Source organism: Parapedobacter tibetensis, assembly GCF_024704835.1.
Taxonomy (GTDB): domain Bacteria; phylum Bacteroidota; class Bacteroidia; order Sphingobacteriales; family Sphingobacteriaceae; genus Parapedobacter; species Parapedobacter tibetensis.
Genome location: NZ_JAMXBE010000004.1, coordinates 126,378 through 140,869, shown reverse-complemented (window position 1 = coordinate 140,869; position 14,492 = coordinate 126,378). Strand labels below are relative to the sequence as shown.

Here is a 14,492-nt window from a genome sequence, read left to right as displayed (position 1 = left end):
TCAATAATAAGAAAGAAACCTCATAGGTTTTTCACATTTGCGTAAACCTATGAGGTTTTTTATTGCATTATGGCTATAATATAATCAATTAGCCTAAATAAGATTTCAATATGCGGCTACGTGAAGTATGACGAAGCCGTTGCAGGGCCTTATCTTTGATCTGGCGCACTCGCTCACGAGTAAGGTTGAACTTTTCACCGATTTCCTCCAACGATAGCTGATGATTAGAACCAAGGCCAAAGAACAACACGATAATCTCGCGCTCTCTTTCCGTCAATGTAGCCAAAGAACGTTTGATTTCCTCTGAAAGCGATTCATCGATTAAGGAGCTATCTGTATCCGGATCACTGTTTTCCAAGACATCCAACAAGGTGTTTTCCTCACCTTGTACGAAAGGTGCGTCCATGGATACATGGCGACCGGAATTACTCAATGTATCGGACACCTTGTCTACCGTTGTCTCCAAGATATCTGCCAATTCCTCAGGTGAAGGTTCACGTTCATACTCCTGCTCCAATTTGGAAAAAGCCTTGCTGATTTTGCTCAACGAACCCACTTGGTTTAGGGGCAAACGAACAATACGCGATTGCTCGGCAATCGCCTGCAGGATGGACTGACGAATCCACCACACGGCATATGAAATGAACTTAAAGCCCTTGGTCTCATCGAATCGCTTTGCCGCTTTGATTAAGCCAAGGTTTCCCTCATTAATCAAGTCACCAAGCGTAAGCCCTTGGTTTTGGTATTGTTTGGCCACGGATACCACAAAACGCAAATTGGTTTTGGTCAAACGTTCCAATGCCGCTTGGTCACCTTCCCGTATTTTTTGGGCGAGGATAACCTCTTCTTCGGCTGTGATTAAGTCTACTTTACCAATCTCGTGCAGGTATTTATCTAACGACTGCGATTCCCGATTGGTAATGGATTGTGTAATTTTGAGCTGTCTCATTGAATCAATTAAGTGCCTTTCTTCCTAAAAAGTTTGCAAAACTACAAAATTTTCTACTACATATAACTGTATTGTGGGGAAAAAGTTGTCTGATTTTGAGGAAATTATCAGATTATTTTGCGCACTTAACACCATCAAAAAGCGTTCCAAAGTAGTTTTTGGCAGCTTTTAGCAAATGTGGTAATATATCATCGTAAAGCATTGTTAATAAGATAATTGGATTGTTATACGAGTGTTTGTAGTATATATTTGTGCCATGATTATGAAATAATTGTGACAGAACAACTTTAATCTAATTGACTTAACATATTCAAAATGAATCAATAAACGGAAAATAATAAGCAATAGATGAAAAATCAGCCATTTGGCGTTGTGTTATCACAACCCTAGAGATGATAATGCCGGCAATAGGTTAACTATTTAAAACCGATATCCTCTGAGAAACTCCTCCACACCCATCCTCCGTTTGCCTTCAAGTTGCAATTCCTGGACATTTATATAACCATCTAGACAGGCAAATTTCAAAAACGATTTACCATCCGTGTGAAAAGTGCCCGGTGCATGTTGCATTGTCGCTACTTCCATATCCGCTTTGATGAGCTTTAATGTCTTTCCTTCCAACAATGTGTATGCGGCAGGATAGGGGCTGAGTCCCCTGATCAAATTATACACTTGGCCAACAGGCTTATGCCAATCTATCAGGCAATCCTCTTTAAAAATTTTTGGCGCATGTTTAAGCTCTCCATCCCTCACTACGCGTTCCTGCGGGATGGGATTCGTTTTACCTTCCGCTATGGCCTTTACGGTCTTGACCAATAAATCCGCCCCAACAACCATTAGTTTGTCATGTAGGTCGCCCGCCGTATCATTTGGCCCGATCTCCACCTTTTCCGAAAACAGGATGTTGCCGGTGTCGATTTCATGTCGTAGAAGGAAGGTGCTGACACCGCTTTCAGTGTCCCCATTGATGATGGCATGGTTGATAGGTGCAGCTCCCCGATATTGGGGCAGGAGGGAAGCATGTAGATTGACGGTTCCCAAAGGGGGCATGTCCCAAACCACTTCGGGCAACATACGGAAAGCTACCACCACCTGTAAATCAGCTGCAAATAATCGTAGTTTGGCTAAAAACTCTGTATTCCGCAACTTTTCCGGCTGCAATACGGGAATGCCTTGTGTTGTTGCATATTGCTTTACAGCCGATTGGTGCAGTCTTTGCCCTCGTCCAGCTGGCTTGTCGGGTGCCGTAACCACCGCAACAATGTGCTTTCCCTCCTCAATCAGTGCAGCTAACGATGCCACGGCAAATTCGGGTGTGCCCATGAAGATGATACGCATATTTCTATTTTATTTGATAGAACGGACGATGCTGGTATTGTGTGGGTATACATGGATGATTCCCCCAAAATTAAAAGGAATATCGGTGGAAAATCTGTGCAATCCATGTATATCTGTGTTTCATTCCATTCAATTTACTTAACTATTCCTTACCTTTGCGAAGGTACAAATTATATCGAAAGGCTTGAACTTCCCTTATTTTTTAGCGAAAAGGATTGCCATTAGTGGCAAACGAACATTCTCCAAGCTCATCGTACGCGTGGCTATCGGGGCCATCGCGCTTGGTGTAGCCGCCATGATGCTTTCCATTGCGGTACTCAAAGGATTTAAGGCTGAAGTAACGACTAAACAACGCGGTTTCTTTGGAGATATCACCCTGAATAAATATGACCTGAATGCATCGTATGAATATTCACCTTTCCGACTGAAACCAGATAAAATGGCGGAATTGAAGGATATAAAGGGAGTGTCGTCAATCCAGTACTATGCGACAAAAGCAGGTATCATCAATGTGAACGACGAGGTAGAGGGGGTATTGTTCAAGGGGATAGATTCAACCTATAATCAGCGTTTCATAGAAGATGTGCTGGTTGCTGGGCATGCGATTGATTTTTCAGACAGTACAAAGGCCATCGGTCAAATCTTGGTATCCCAATATACAGCCAGTCGGCTGAATCTTTCCGTGGATGACGATTTTATCATGTATTTCGTGCAGGAACGCATTAGGCCGCGCAAATTCCAACTGAAAGGCATCTACCATACTGGAGCAGAAGAACTCGATAAGGTATATGTAATCGGGGCCCTTCCATTAATTAGGAGGCTGAACGACTGGAGTGAAAGCGAAGTGGGTGGATATGAAGTGTCCATTGACGACTTCGGGAAATTATACGAACTTACTGAAGAGATACAAGATGTATTGCCTATAGAGGTAGATGCCGTTAATGTGAGAGACCAATTGCCTGAGATATTTAAATGGTTGGATTTGTTGGATGTCAACACGGTGGTTATTCTGATCTTGATGATGGTGGTAGCTGTAGTGAATATGGTATCTGCATTGCTGATCATCATCTTGGAGCGTACCTCCATGATCGGTGTCTTGAAGGCCCTGGGTTATACAGACGGGGGTATCCGGAGTGTGTTTTTATACAATGCAACCTACTTAATTGGCTTAGGATTGTTATTTGGCAATGCCTTGGGGTTGGGTTTCTATTTTTTCCAAAGCCACACACATTATTTCAAGCTGGATGAAGCATCTTATTATGTGTCCTATATTCCCGTAAGTATCAATGCCTTTGAAGTCGTTCTGCTCAATATTGGAATAGCCATCATCGCGTTGATTGTCTTGTTGATTCCATCATACCTCATCAGCAGAATTAGTCCCATCAAAGCCATCCAATTCCGATAAGTCAACGAATTTTTAGCTAAGGAACCCACTAAAACGGCTTATTTTGCTATCTTTGAGGCAAGCTTAAGTGAATGACGTAAACGAATGTATTAAAGTAATTTTATGGCCAATAGTATTTTCGACCATTTAAGCCATGCGTTTGAAACGCCATTGAGCAACCCCGTGCTTATCTTTTCACTTATACTTTTCATTATCCTTTTGTCTCCCATTTTGCTTCGCAGGATTAAGATACCAGGCATTATCGGTCTTATCCTATCTGGCGTAGCAATCGGCCCGAATGGGTTGAACTTGCTTGAAAAAAATTCGGCGGTAGACCTTTTTTCAACCATTGGCTTGCTTTATATCATGTTTATTGCCGGGTTGGAATTGGATATGAACGAATTTCGGAAGACACGGCATAAGAGCATCCTGTTTGGTTTTTTCACGTTTTCGGTTCCCATTGCCGTGGGCTATCCAACATGTTACTATTTGCTTGGCTATGATGAGGTGCCAAGCATTTTAATAGCCAGTATGCTAGCAACGCATACATTGGTAGCCTATCCCATCGTAAATAAATATGGAATTTCCAAGAATGAAGCGGTAGCGATTGCTATTGGCGGAACAATTTTGACTGACACAGCCGTATTGGTTATACTCGCTGTGATAGTAGCAGCATTTTATGACAATTTGAATCAACAGTTTTGGTTAGAATTTGGAATTTCCTTTGCTGCTTTTCTGTTCATCATGTTCGGCGTTATACCCCGTGTGGCCAAATGGTTTTTCGAAAAAATTGAAAGCGAAAAGACATCACATTATATTTTTGTCCTTTCAGTGGTATTCTTTGCCGCATTCCTTTCAGAGTTATGCGGTTTGGAACCAATCATTGGAGCATTCTTGGCCGGGCTCGCACTTAATAGACTTATTCCCCATTCATCCGCATTGATGAATAGAATAGAATTTATAGGAAATGCAATTTTCATTCCTTTTTTCTTGATCAGTGTGGGCATGATTGTGGACATGAGGATACTCATAGAGAGCCGAGACGCTTTGATCATTGCGGGGACACTGATAGGGATTTCTATGTTCAGTAAGTGGAGTGCAGCTTTCATCACCCAGCTGTTTTTTCGCTATTCAAATACCCAAAGACAGGTCATTTATGGGCTAAGCGGTGCGCATGCAGCAGCTACGTTGGCCATTATTATGGTAGGCCATGAATATGGTATTATCGGTGAAAATGCGCTGAACGGGACAATCTTATTGATTTTGGTAAGCTGTATTGTAGCTTCACTCGTTACGGAATCCGCATCGAAGAAAATCGTCGTGGCTGGTGAACAGGATATTATCTCTACTAAACGAGATATAGCCAAAGAAGAACAATTGGTGCTACCTATCGCCAATTTGAACAACATGGAATCCTTACTGGATTTCGCCATATTGATCAAAAGCAAGCAATCGCCACACCCCGTTACGGTATTGACGGTAGTGCCCAATAATGAGCAGGCTGAGCAAAACCTACAGCGGGCACGGAAGAACCTTGATTCCACAGCGAAATATGCTTCAGGTAGTGAAACGGAAGTAAGCATGATGGCCACCATAGACCATAATATCGCTAATGGCATCAGTAGAGCGGCGCGTGAAGTAGGGGCAGACGGCATCTTGTTAGGATGGCCCAGTAGGCCCGGCATCATTGAGAAAATGGTAGGGGAAAAGACAGAAAGTATCCTGAACCAAACCGACACGAATCTATTTATGTGCCATGTGGAAAAACCGTTGGTGCTGCAAAAACGTCTTGTGTTATTCTGCCCCCCGCTATCCGAATCTGAACTTGGCTTTGATTATTGCATAGAAAAAGTGTTGCGGCTTTCAGGTGAACTGAGTATGCCCATCCTATATGTCTGCGACATGCGGACTAAGAAAGCCTTAACCGAATATATGAAACGAAACAAAACCAACACCAAGGTGTTGTTTGCTAATTATGACGAATGGGATGATCTGACCGGATTGCGAGAATTTGTAAAAGATAATGACCTTATTGTATTTGTTTCCGCAAGGCAAGGTGGCGTATCATACCGGCATTCTTTTGACAGAATACCTAAAAAACTAGGAAAAGTATACAACCAATATAATCGCATCTTGGTATTTCCAAAAAGGAGGAGCGGGCACTCCCTTGATGAATTTGAAGAAGTACCTACCACACCGATATTCCAGCGCATAGGTAGAGGAATTGGTAACATATTTACTAAAGGTAAACATTGATAACCTCATGGCAATTAGAAAAATAACGAAGAAACATGATGGGACGTTGGATGTGCCAGATCATGTGGAAATCCCATTCATTATAGGGGATGGCATTGGACCAGACATTTGGCGCGCCTCTGTGAGGGTATTTGATGCTGCCGTGGAAAAGGCTTATGCTGGAGTGCGCAAAGTGAATTGGCTGGAAGTATTCGCAGGTGAAAAAGCTTACCAACAGACTGGTGAATGGCTCCCCAGTGAGACCTTAGCTACCATAAGGGAACACCTTGTGGCCATTAAGGGGCCGTTGACTACGCCAATAGGCGAGGGGATACGTTCGCTCAATGTAGCAATTCGGAAGGCCCTCGACCTGTATGTCTGCCAACGACCAACTCGATGGTTTGAAGGTGTACCTTCGCCTGTGAAACACCCTGAATATGTAAACATGGTCATTTTTAGGGAAAATACGGAAGATATCTACACCGGTATCGAATTTGCCGCGGGCTCGGCTGACGGCACACGGGTAAAGGACTTCCTGAGAAAGGAAATGGCGGTAGATTACGATTTCACGGAAGGCACGGCCATTGGTATTAAAACGGTTTCCGAAAAAGGATCCAAACGATTGGTTAGGTCGGCCATCGAACATGCCATTTTCCATGGATTTCCTTCGGTCACTTTAGTACACAAGGGAAATATTATGAAATATACCGAGGGTGCATTTAAAAACTGGGGGTATGAAGTAGCCGAAACCGAATTTGCCGACCATACCTACACATGGGCGCAATGGGAAAAAACAAAGGTGGCTGTAGGTGAGCAGCAAGCTAATACAGCGCTCAAGGAAGCCCAGCGCAACGGTAAAATCATTATCAAGGATGTCATTGCAGATAATTTTTTGCAACAAATATTGCTGAATCCTAAAGATTATTCCGTTATTGCCACATTGAACCTGAACGGGGATTACATTTCTGATGCATTGGCGGCCATTGTGGGTGGCATTGGGATCGCTCCAGGCGCCAACATCAACTACAAGACTGGTCATGCCGTATTTGAAGCGACGCACGGTACAGCTCCTCGGTTTGCGGATACAGACAGCATGAATCCTTCATCCATAATTCTCAGTGGGGTGATGTTGCTTGAATATATTGGATGGAACGAGGCTGCTTCCCTTATCGTTGCCGCATTGCAGGAAACGATTTTGCAAAAGGCCGTCACCATTGACTTTTTTAACCAAATGGAGGACGGCAAATTGTTGAAGACAAGTGATTTTGCATCTGCAATCATTTATAATATGGAAAGCGCGAGTAGCCGTTAAAAGGTAATACCCCACACGTAAAATAAAAACAGGCTTTGACCGTTCGATAACTAAGACATACACTCAACTTTTTAATCATTGACCCATGGCCAATATTCTGTTGGTAGAAGACGATACCACGTTTGCCGCGATTCTTGAAAACTTCCTAAAGAAAAAGGGGTTTGAAGTGGTTGTAAAATATAGTGTAAAAAGTGGGATAGAAGCCATTAAAAATGAAACATTCCACTTGATTTTGTTGGACTACCGATTGGGAGACGGCATCGGGCTGGATGTTTTAGAAGCACTTCGCAAGCAAGGCAAGGTTATTCCCTCGATTATCATGACCAGCTTTAATGACGTCCGCACTGCGGTGAAAGCCATCCGTCAAGGGGTATTTGATTACATCACTAAACCCGTAAACCCGGATGAATTGCTGATGGTGGTGAATGAGGCATTGGAGGGCAAGTCAGCCGAAAAAGGGTATATTGTTTCACACACGAAAGCCACGCGAGAAAATACAGCAAAGATGGATTTTGTGGAAGGCAGCAGCCCTGTGGCTCGGAAGCTCCATGAATATATTGCATTGGTGGCGCCTACGGATATGTCTGTACTCATCCGTGGCGAGAGCGGTACCGGCAAAGAATATGTGGCCCGGTCCATCCATCGGATGAGTAAAAGGGCGGACAAACCGTTTGTTTCCATCGACTGCGGTACCCTTTCCAAGGAATTGGCATCCAGCGAGCTTTTTGGCCATATCAAAGGTTCTTTCACCGGCGCCTTGAACGATAAGATAGGGCAATTTGTGGAAGCATCGGGCGGAACCCTATTTCTCGATGAAATAGGCAATCTCACATATGATGTGCAAGTAAAGTTACTCCGGGCTTTGCAGGAGAAAGTGATCCAACCGGTGGGCGCCAATAAAACCATCAATGTAGATGTGCGGGTTATAGCAGCCACAAATGAGGATCTATTGGGTACAGGTAAGTTTAGGGAAGACCTTTACCACCGGATCAATGAGTTTGAAGTCATTGTTCCTGCCCTCCGTGACCGGCGAGATGATTTTCAGCAATTCGTTGATTTTTTTGTGGATCGTGCCAATGAAGAGTTGGGTCGGAAAGTGCTTGGACTATCGGATGAGGTAAAGGAAATATTCGAAACCTACGATTGGCCAGGCAACCTCAGAGAGCTCAAGAATGTAATCAAGCGCATGGTGTTACTTTCGCCAAATTCCATTGCGGAGGCATCGGCTTTGCCTGAAGAAATGGTGTTTGCCATAAGGAACCAAGAGAGGCCCGAAGCAACGCCACCTAGTAATAATCCCGATCTACGCTTGCATAGTGAGGCGCATGAGCGTAAATTGATCATGGATGTGTTGCAAAAAGCTAAGTATAACAAGAGTAAAGCGGCGCAAATGCTCAATATAGACCGTAAGACCCTGTATAATAAAATGGAAAAGTATGGGATTGAGTGAGTAGGGATGGCGAATGATATTCGTATGATAACTGGCGATAAACTGCATGGAATACGTTCCAACTGATAAACCAATTCGATGAAGTTGTTTTCCTATCGGCATGACCAAATAACCAAACTGGGTATCGCTATTGGAGATTTGATGTATGACCTGCATACGGCAAATCCACAATTGCCCGATACGATGTCGGAATTTCTCCTAGCTGGTGAAAATGCAATGGCTATAGCTAAAGAGACCAATCTAGCGTTGAAAACCGGTGCTATTGCCCCCCAACCACTAACCCACATAGACTTGCTGGCACCAGTGCCGGAACCATCATCTTTCCGGGATGCCTATGCATTCAGGCAACATGTAGAAACATCAAGGCGTAACAGGGCAGTGCCGATGATTCCTGAATTTGATCAATTCCCTGTGTTCTATTTTACCAACCATCAGGCTGTTTTTGGCCCAGGTGATGTTTATTGTATGCCTGAGCATTTCAGGCAGTTGGATTTTGAACTAGAGGTGGCGATCGTGCTTAACAAAAAGGGAAGGAATATTAAGGCTAAGGATGCAGACACCTATATAGCGGGCTATATGGTTATGAATGACCTCAGCGCCCGCCAGCTTCAGCTGGAAGAAATGAAGCTCAACTTAGGGCCTGCCAAAGGGAAAGATTTCGCTACGGTGCTTGGTCCTTATTTGGTGACGCCCGATGAATTGGAACCCCATAAAGTGCCTCCATCTTACGGGCACGTAGGCAATGCCTATAATCTCGAAATGACCTGCAGAGTCAATGGCGTCCAAGTATCAAAAGGTAATTTTGCCGATATGCATTGGACATTTGCCGAAATCATTGAACGGGTGTCCTATGGCGTGGATGTATACCCTGGCGATGTTATCGGTTCGGGTACTGTAGGTACGGGTTGTTTCCTCGAATTGAATGGCACAGGCATGCGCCGGGATCCGAATTACCAAGCGCAATGGTTGGAACCCGGTGATACGGTAGAGATGGAGGTGACCGGATTGGGGGTGCTTAGCAATACCGTAAAAATGGCGAACGATGATTGACCCCCTAATAATGGCGATGCTACGCGTTTAGCACAGAGATAGAGAGTAAACCTTTTTTGCGTATGGACTTAAAGCGCAATAATGTCTTGGATATTTATTGTCTTATTGATAAATAGTTGTGTATTTTTGCTCCCACCTAGTAAAATTTTTCAAATGTTAATACAGGCCAATGACAAAGACCATTGATCCGAATATTCATCCCCAATTTGATAATTTAATCAAATATGCCATCGCACCACGACCTATTTGTTTTGCAAGTACGGTTGACAAGACTGGCAATATAAACCTCAGTCCATTTAGCTATTTCAATTTCATGTCCCACAATCCCGCCATCTGTGTTTTCTCACCCTTGCGGCGGATGCGGGACGGAAGTACCAAGCATACAATAGAAAATATCAAGGAAGTACCCGAAGTCGTTATTAACATCGTAAATTATGCCATGGTGCAACAACAATCGTTGGCGAGCACGGAATATCCCAAGGGTATCAATGAGTTCCATAAATCGGGCCTTACTCCGGTTCCATCGGAATTAGTGACTCCACCGCGGGTGGCTGAGTCGCCCGTCCAATTAGAATGCAAGGTGCGGGAAGTCATTGAACTATCTGACGCTCCAGGGGCGGGCAATCTGGTGTTAGCTGAGGTGTTGAGAATGCACGTACATAAAACACTACTTGATGAAAACAATCACATTGACCAAGCTAAGCTCGATTTAGTAGCCAGGTTGGGAGGTGATTGGTATTGCCGTGTTACTGCTGACAGTTTGTTCCAAGTGGCCAAACCATTGCGTAACTTGGGAATGGGGATAGACCAATTACCGCGGCATATTCGCTTGTCGTCTATCCTTACGGGTAACCACCTTGGGAAATTGGGCAACGTGGAAACACTTCCTTCGGAAGAAGAGGTGGCAGCACTCCGTGGAGACGAGGAAATCCGCGATATAATCAACGCTTTCATAGGCGACAAGGCTGCCCTCCAAATCCACCTGCACCGTAAGGCGGCTGAATTGCTCGATATGGGGGAGGTGTACAAGGCATGGAGGGTATTGTTATTGGTATAGTATAGAACCCCCCTTGGCTTTTCAGAAATGGAAAGTTTGATGATTGCCCTATGAGGTTTTCATATTTCTGTATTTATTATTGAATATTTTGTAATAAAATATTGAAATCATTAAACAAATTACAATAATTAATTGTTAATTTTGCGGCCATAAAAATCGCATGACCATTGTCTGAATGGGGAATGGCCAATAAAAACGTCGGTTAGCCGATAGACCATTTAAAAAAATAAACGATAAACTGATGAAACATAATTTTGGAGCAGGACCCTGTATTTTGCCTCAGGAAGTTTTCCAGAAAGCTTCCCAAGCTGTATTGAATTTCAACGATACTGGACTGTCTATTTTGGAAATATCGCATCGGAGCAAAGAATTTGAAGGCGTAATAGCTGAAACCGAAAGCCTGGTAAGGGAATTACTTTCTGTACCGCTAGGCTACTCCATCTTGTTCTTACAGGGTGGGGCGAGCACACAATTTGCCATGGCGCCGATGAATCTGTTGCCCGAAGGCAGTAAAGCCGCTTATTTGGATACCGGCACTTGGGCGAGTAAAGCTATCAAGGAAGCAAAAAGGATTGGACAGGTAACCGTGGTGGCATCTTCCAATGATGCGAACTATACCTATGTCCCCAAGGATTATGAAATCCCAACGGACGCCGCCTATTTTCATTATACTTCAAATAATACGATTTTTGGAACGGAGATTTTTGAAACACCTGCCTCAGTAGTACCCATCGTATCCGATATGTCATCGGATATCCTAAGCCGTAAAATCAAGGTGTCAGATTATGGCCTTATCTATGCTGGAGCACAGAAAAATATGGGGCCGGCTGGCGTGACGTTGGTCATCGTAAAGGACGAGTTGCTGGGTAAAACGGGACGCACATTGCCCAGTATCTTTGATTACCAATCTCATATCGCTGCGGGGTCAATGTACAACACCCCCCCTGTATATTCTATTTTCGTATCCATGCTCAACTTGCGTTGGTTGAAGAAAAAGGGAGGCATAGACGTGATCGAACAGGAAAACATCATTAAATCAAGGACCCTGTATGACGAAATCGAACGTAACCCTTTATTCAAGGGAACAGCAATAACCGAGGATCGGTCAAGGATGAACGTGACGTTCGTGACGGAAAACAAGGCACATGAGACAGCATTCTTAGATTTGGCCAAGGAACGCGAACTAATTGGCCTCAAAGGACACAGGAGTGTTGGTGGTTTCAGAGCCTCCATATACAATGCATTGAGCATTACCGGTGTAAATGCCTTGGTGGATGCCATGCAGGAATTCGAAGAGAAAAATACATAGGCTTGAGGAAACTAGCGATGAATTGAGACTTATCTCATGTCTCGCATCTCATGTCTCATATCTAAAACAAGAAAATGAACATATTAGCAAACGACGGAATAGATCCATTGGGCAAGCAATTGCTCGAAAATGTAGGTTTTACTGTAGACACCAACCACATACCCCAAGGCGAGTTAGCTGAGAAGCTGCAAGCTTATGAGGCCATCACTGTACGCAGTGCCACTAAAGTGAGAAAAGAATTGATTGACGTATGTCCTAACCTGAAATTGATTGGCAGGGGAGGAGTGGGTATGGACAACATTGATGTGGAGTATGCCCGCTCCAAAGGTATTGCGGTGGTGAATACACCTGCCGCATCTTCCTTATCCGTAGCTGAATTGGTGTTTGCACATTTGCTAGGGGGTGTGCGGTTTCTCTATGATTCCCAACGTAGAATGCCCGTGGAAGGCAACACGAATTTTGGTGGCCTAAAAAAGGCTTATGCGAAGGGTATGGAACTGCATGGAAAAACCTTAGGTATTATTGGGATTGGGCGTATTGGCCGCGAGACTGCTAAAGTAGGATTGGGTCTAGGCATGGATGTCATTGTAAGTGATCTAGCTGAAGCACCTAAAAGCCTGCCTTTGACTCTTTCTGGCGGTATCACCGTGGATGTACCCATCAGTCAAGTAGCTGTTGATGAATTATTGCAACGTTCGGATTTCATCTCATTGCATGTTCCATTTACGGATAGACCGATTATCGGAAAAGCCGAATTTGAATTGCTGAAGCCGGGGGTGGGTATTGTGAACGCCTCACGTGGCGGAGTCATCGATGAACTGGCGCTTATCGAGGCGTTAGATAGCGGTAAGGTAGCCTTTGCAGGCTTGGATGTATTTGACAACGAACCAACCCCACGAAGGGAATTGCTTGCACATCCCAAGGTATCGCTTACCCCGCATATCGGTGCGGCAACGGGTGAAGCCCAAGAACGTATTGGGGAAGAGTTGGCCAATTTGATTATAGGGCATTTGAAGAAGTAATTCGCTTACTAAACCTCATAGGTTTTTCAAAATTTATGAGGTTTTAATGAATAATGATGAAAATACTGAAATTTGGGGGTACATCTGTAGGGAATGCGGGGCGCATCAAAGCCCTATTCAACATCATCAATCCACAGGAGCGGCAAATCGTCGTGCTATCCGCTGTAGCTGGCACCACCAATTCATTAGTCGAAATTTCCCAAGCCTTCGCCGGAGGGGATAAGGATAAGGCTTCTGCATCGATCGAGATGCTCCACGGCCAGTACGATGCATTGATTGCTGAACTTTTCGCGACAGACGAGGGTCAACAAAATGGCAAGGAGTTGATTGACTATCACTTTAACCTGATTGCTTCCTTTTCCAGCCATTTATTCACCCCCATCGAGGAAAAAATAATTCTGGCCCAAGGCGAATTGATTTCGACTACGCTATTCCATTTTTATTTGACAGAAATAGGCGTACGCTCGAAGCTGTTGCCCGCATTGGATTTTATGAAAATCGATGAGGACAACGAGCCGAAAATAGACTTCATTCGGGATAGCCTGAACGAATTGTTACTTCAATCAAGTGACCATAATCTCTTTATTACCCAAGGATATATATGCAGGAATTCATTCGGCGAAATTGATAACCTCCGTAGGGGTGGAAGTGATTATACAGCATCACTCATAGGGGCATCCATAGGTGCAGATGAAATCCAGATATGGACCGATATTGATGGAATGCATAATAATGACCCCCGTATTGTCAAGGGCACCAACCCCATCGCTAATCTTAGTTTTGATGAGGCCGCGGAACTGGCTTATTTCGGCGCGAAGATACTGCATCCACAAAGCGTATTTCCGGCGCAACGCTTTAATGTGCCTGTACGTCTGCTCAATACCATGGAGCCACAAGCACCCGGTACGCTGATCAGTAAGAGCGGAGCTGCAAAAGGTGTGGTACGATCCATTGCGGCAAAGGACGGTATCACAGCTATTCGAATCCACTCATCGCGGATGTTGCTCGCTTACGGATTCTTGCGTAGGGTATTCGAAGTATTCGAACGTTACAAAACCCCGATAGATATGATCACCACATCAGAAGTGGCGATTTCATTGACGATAGATGAGACGAAATACCTACCTGAGATTGAAAAGGAGCTCGGGGATTTCGGTTCAGTTCATATAGATAGGGACCAAACCATCATATGCGTGGTAGGGGATTTTGGGCTGGATACCCATGGATATGCCTCCCGGGTATTGGATGCCGTAAAGCATATTCCCGTGCGGATGATTTCATATGGAGGGAGCAATTACAATATATCCATGTTGTTGCAGACAGAATACAAAGTGGAAGCCTTGCGGTCATTGCACAACAGGCTTTTTTGAACAAATAAGTGAAATG

11 protein-coding genes are annotated in these 14,492 nt (G+C 44.2%); 9 read left to right on the top strand and 2 right to left on the bottom strand.

Annotated elements, in window-relative coordinates; genetic code table 11:
- Nucleotides 1–88: 88 nt before the first annotated feature.
- The gene (locus NF543_RS07915) at nucleotides 89–949 is read right to left on the bottom strand and encodes a sigma-70 family RNA polymerase sigma factor (RefSeq protein WP_257667581.1); all 861 of its coding nucleotides are present in this window, start codon (nucleotides 947–949) and stop codon (nucleotides 89–91) included.
- A 420-nt stretch (nucleotides 950–1,369) separates the two neighbouring features.
- Nucleotides 1,370–2,287, bottom strand: a complete 918-nt coding sequence (gene fmt / locus NF543_RS07910; RefSeq protein ID WP_257667580.1) for a methionyl-tRNA formyltransferase — start codon at nucleotides 2,285–2,287, stop codon at nucleotides 1,370–1,372.
- A gap of 184 nt (nucleotides 2,288–2,471) precedes the next feature.
- Between fmt and NF543_RS07905 the strand changes: the two genes are divergently transcribed.
- From NF543_RS07905 to NF543_RS07865, 9 genes are all read left to right on the top strand, one after another.
- On the top strand, nucleotides 2,472–3,692 hold the full coding sequence (locus NF543_RS07905) for an ABC transporter permease (protein ID WP_257667579.1): 1,221 nt from the start codon (nucleotides 2,472–2,474) through the stop codon (nucleotides 3,690–3,692).
- Between the two features lie 102 nt (nucleotides 3,693–3,794).
- Nucleotides 3,795–5,927 carry a cation:proton antiporter gene (locus NF543_RS07900; protein WP_257667578.1) on the top strand — a complete coding sequence of 711 codons (2,133 nt, stop codon included), beginning with the start codon at nucleotides 3,795–3,797 and terminating at the stop codon, nucleotides 5,925–5,927.
- Between the two features lie 7 nt (nucleotides 5,928–5,934).
- Complete coding sequence (gene icd, locus NF543_RS07895) at nucleotides 5,935–7,218, top strand: NADP-dependent isocitrate dehydrogenase (RefSeq protein WP_257667577.1); 1,284 nt, start codon at nucleotides 5,935–5,937, stop codon at nucleotides 7,216–7,218.
- Between the two features lie 85 nt (nucleotides 7,219–7,303).
- Nucleotides 7,304–8,668, top strand: a complete 1,365-nt coding sequence (locus NF543_RS07890; RefSeq protein WP_257667576.1) for a sigma-54-dependent transcriptional regulator — start codon at nucleotides 7,304–7,306, stop codon at nucleotides 8,666–8,668.
- A 78-nt stretch (nucleotides 8,669–8,746) separates the two neighbouring features.
- Nucleotides 8,747–9,718 (top strand): fumarylacetoacetate hydrolase family protein, encoded by a 972-nt coding sequence (locus NF543_RS07885; protein ID WP_257667575.1) that lies wholly within the window; start codon nucleotides 8,747–8,749, stop codon nucleotides 9,716–9,718.
- A gap of 169 nt (nucleotides 9,719–9,887) precedes the next feature.
- Complete coding sequence (locus NF543_RS07880; RefSeq protein ID WP_257667574.1) at nucleotides 9,888–10,775, top strand: flavin reductase family protein; 888 nt, start codon at nucleotides 9,888–9,890, stop codon at nucleotides 10,773–10,775.
- Between the two features lie 241 nt (nucleotides 10,776–11,016).
- Nucleotides 11,017–12,084 carry a 3-phosphoserine/phosphohydroxythreonine transaminase gene (gene serC, locus NF543_RS07875; RefSeq protein ID WP_257667573.1) on the top strand — a complete coding sequence of 356 codons (1,068 nt, stop codon included), beginning with the start codon at nucleotides 11,017–11,019 and terminating at the stop codon, nucleotides 12,082–12,084.
- Between the two features lie 74 nt (nucleotides 12,085–12,158).
- Nucleotides 12,159–13,106, top strand: a complete 948-nt coding sequence (locus NF543_RS07870; protein ID WP_257667572.1) for a D-2-hydroxyacid dehydrogenase — start codon at nucleotides 12,159–12,161, stop codon at nucleotides 13,104–13,106.
- Between the two features lie 56 nt (nucleotides 13,107–13,162).
- A complete protein-coding gene (locus NF543_RS07865) occupies nucleotides 13,163–14,476 on the top strand; it encodes an aspartate kinase (RefSeq protein WP_257667571.1) in 1,314 nt (437 codons plus the stop codon).
- Nucleotides 14,477–14,492 lie beyond the last annotated feature (16 nt).

Excerpts from the sequence above, each read along its gene's own strand:
- NF543_RS07915 (WP_257667581.1), bottom strand. The coding sequence starts at position 949 with ATGAGACAGCTCAAAATTACACAATCCATTACCAATCGGGAATCGCAG.
- fmt (WP_257667580.1), bottom strand. The coding sequence starts at position 2,287 with ATGCGTATCATCTTCATGGGCACACCCGAATTTGCCGTGGCATCGTTA.
- NF543_RS07900 (WP_257667578.1), top strand. The coding sequence starts at position 3,795 with ATGGCCAATAGTATTTTCGACCATTTAAGCCATGCGTTTGAAACGCCA.
- icd (WP_257667577.1), top strand. The coding sequence starts at position 5,935 with ATGGCAATTAGAAAAATAACGAAGAAACATGATGGGACGTTGGATGTG.
- NF543_RS07890 (WP_257667576.1), top strand. The coding sequence starts at position 7,304 with ATGGCCAATATTCTGTTGGTAGAAGACGATACCACGTTTGCCGCGATT.
- NF543_RS07885 (WP_257667575.1), top strand. The coding sequence starts at position 8,747 with ATGAAGTTGTTTTCCTATCGGCATGACCAAATAACCAAACTGGGTATC.
- NF543_RS07880 (WP_257667574.1), top strand. The coding sequence starts at position 9,888 with ATGACAAAGACCATTGATCCGAATATTCATCCCCAATTTGATAATTTA.
- serC (WP_257667573.1), top strand. The coding sequence starts at position 11,017 with ATGAAACATAATTTTGGAGCAGGACCCTGTATTTTGCCTCAGGAAGTT.
- NF543_RS07870 (WP_257667572.1), top strand. The coding sequence starts at position 12,159 with ATGAACATATTAGCAAACGACGGAATAGATCCATTGGGCAAGCAATTG.
- NF543_RS07865 (WP_257667571.1), top strand. The coding sequence starts at position 13,163 with ATGAAAATACTGAAATTTGGGGGTACATCTGTAGGGAATGCGGGGCGC.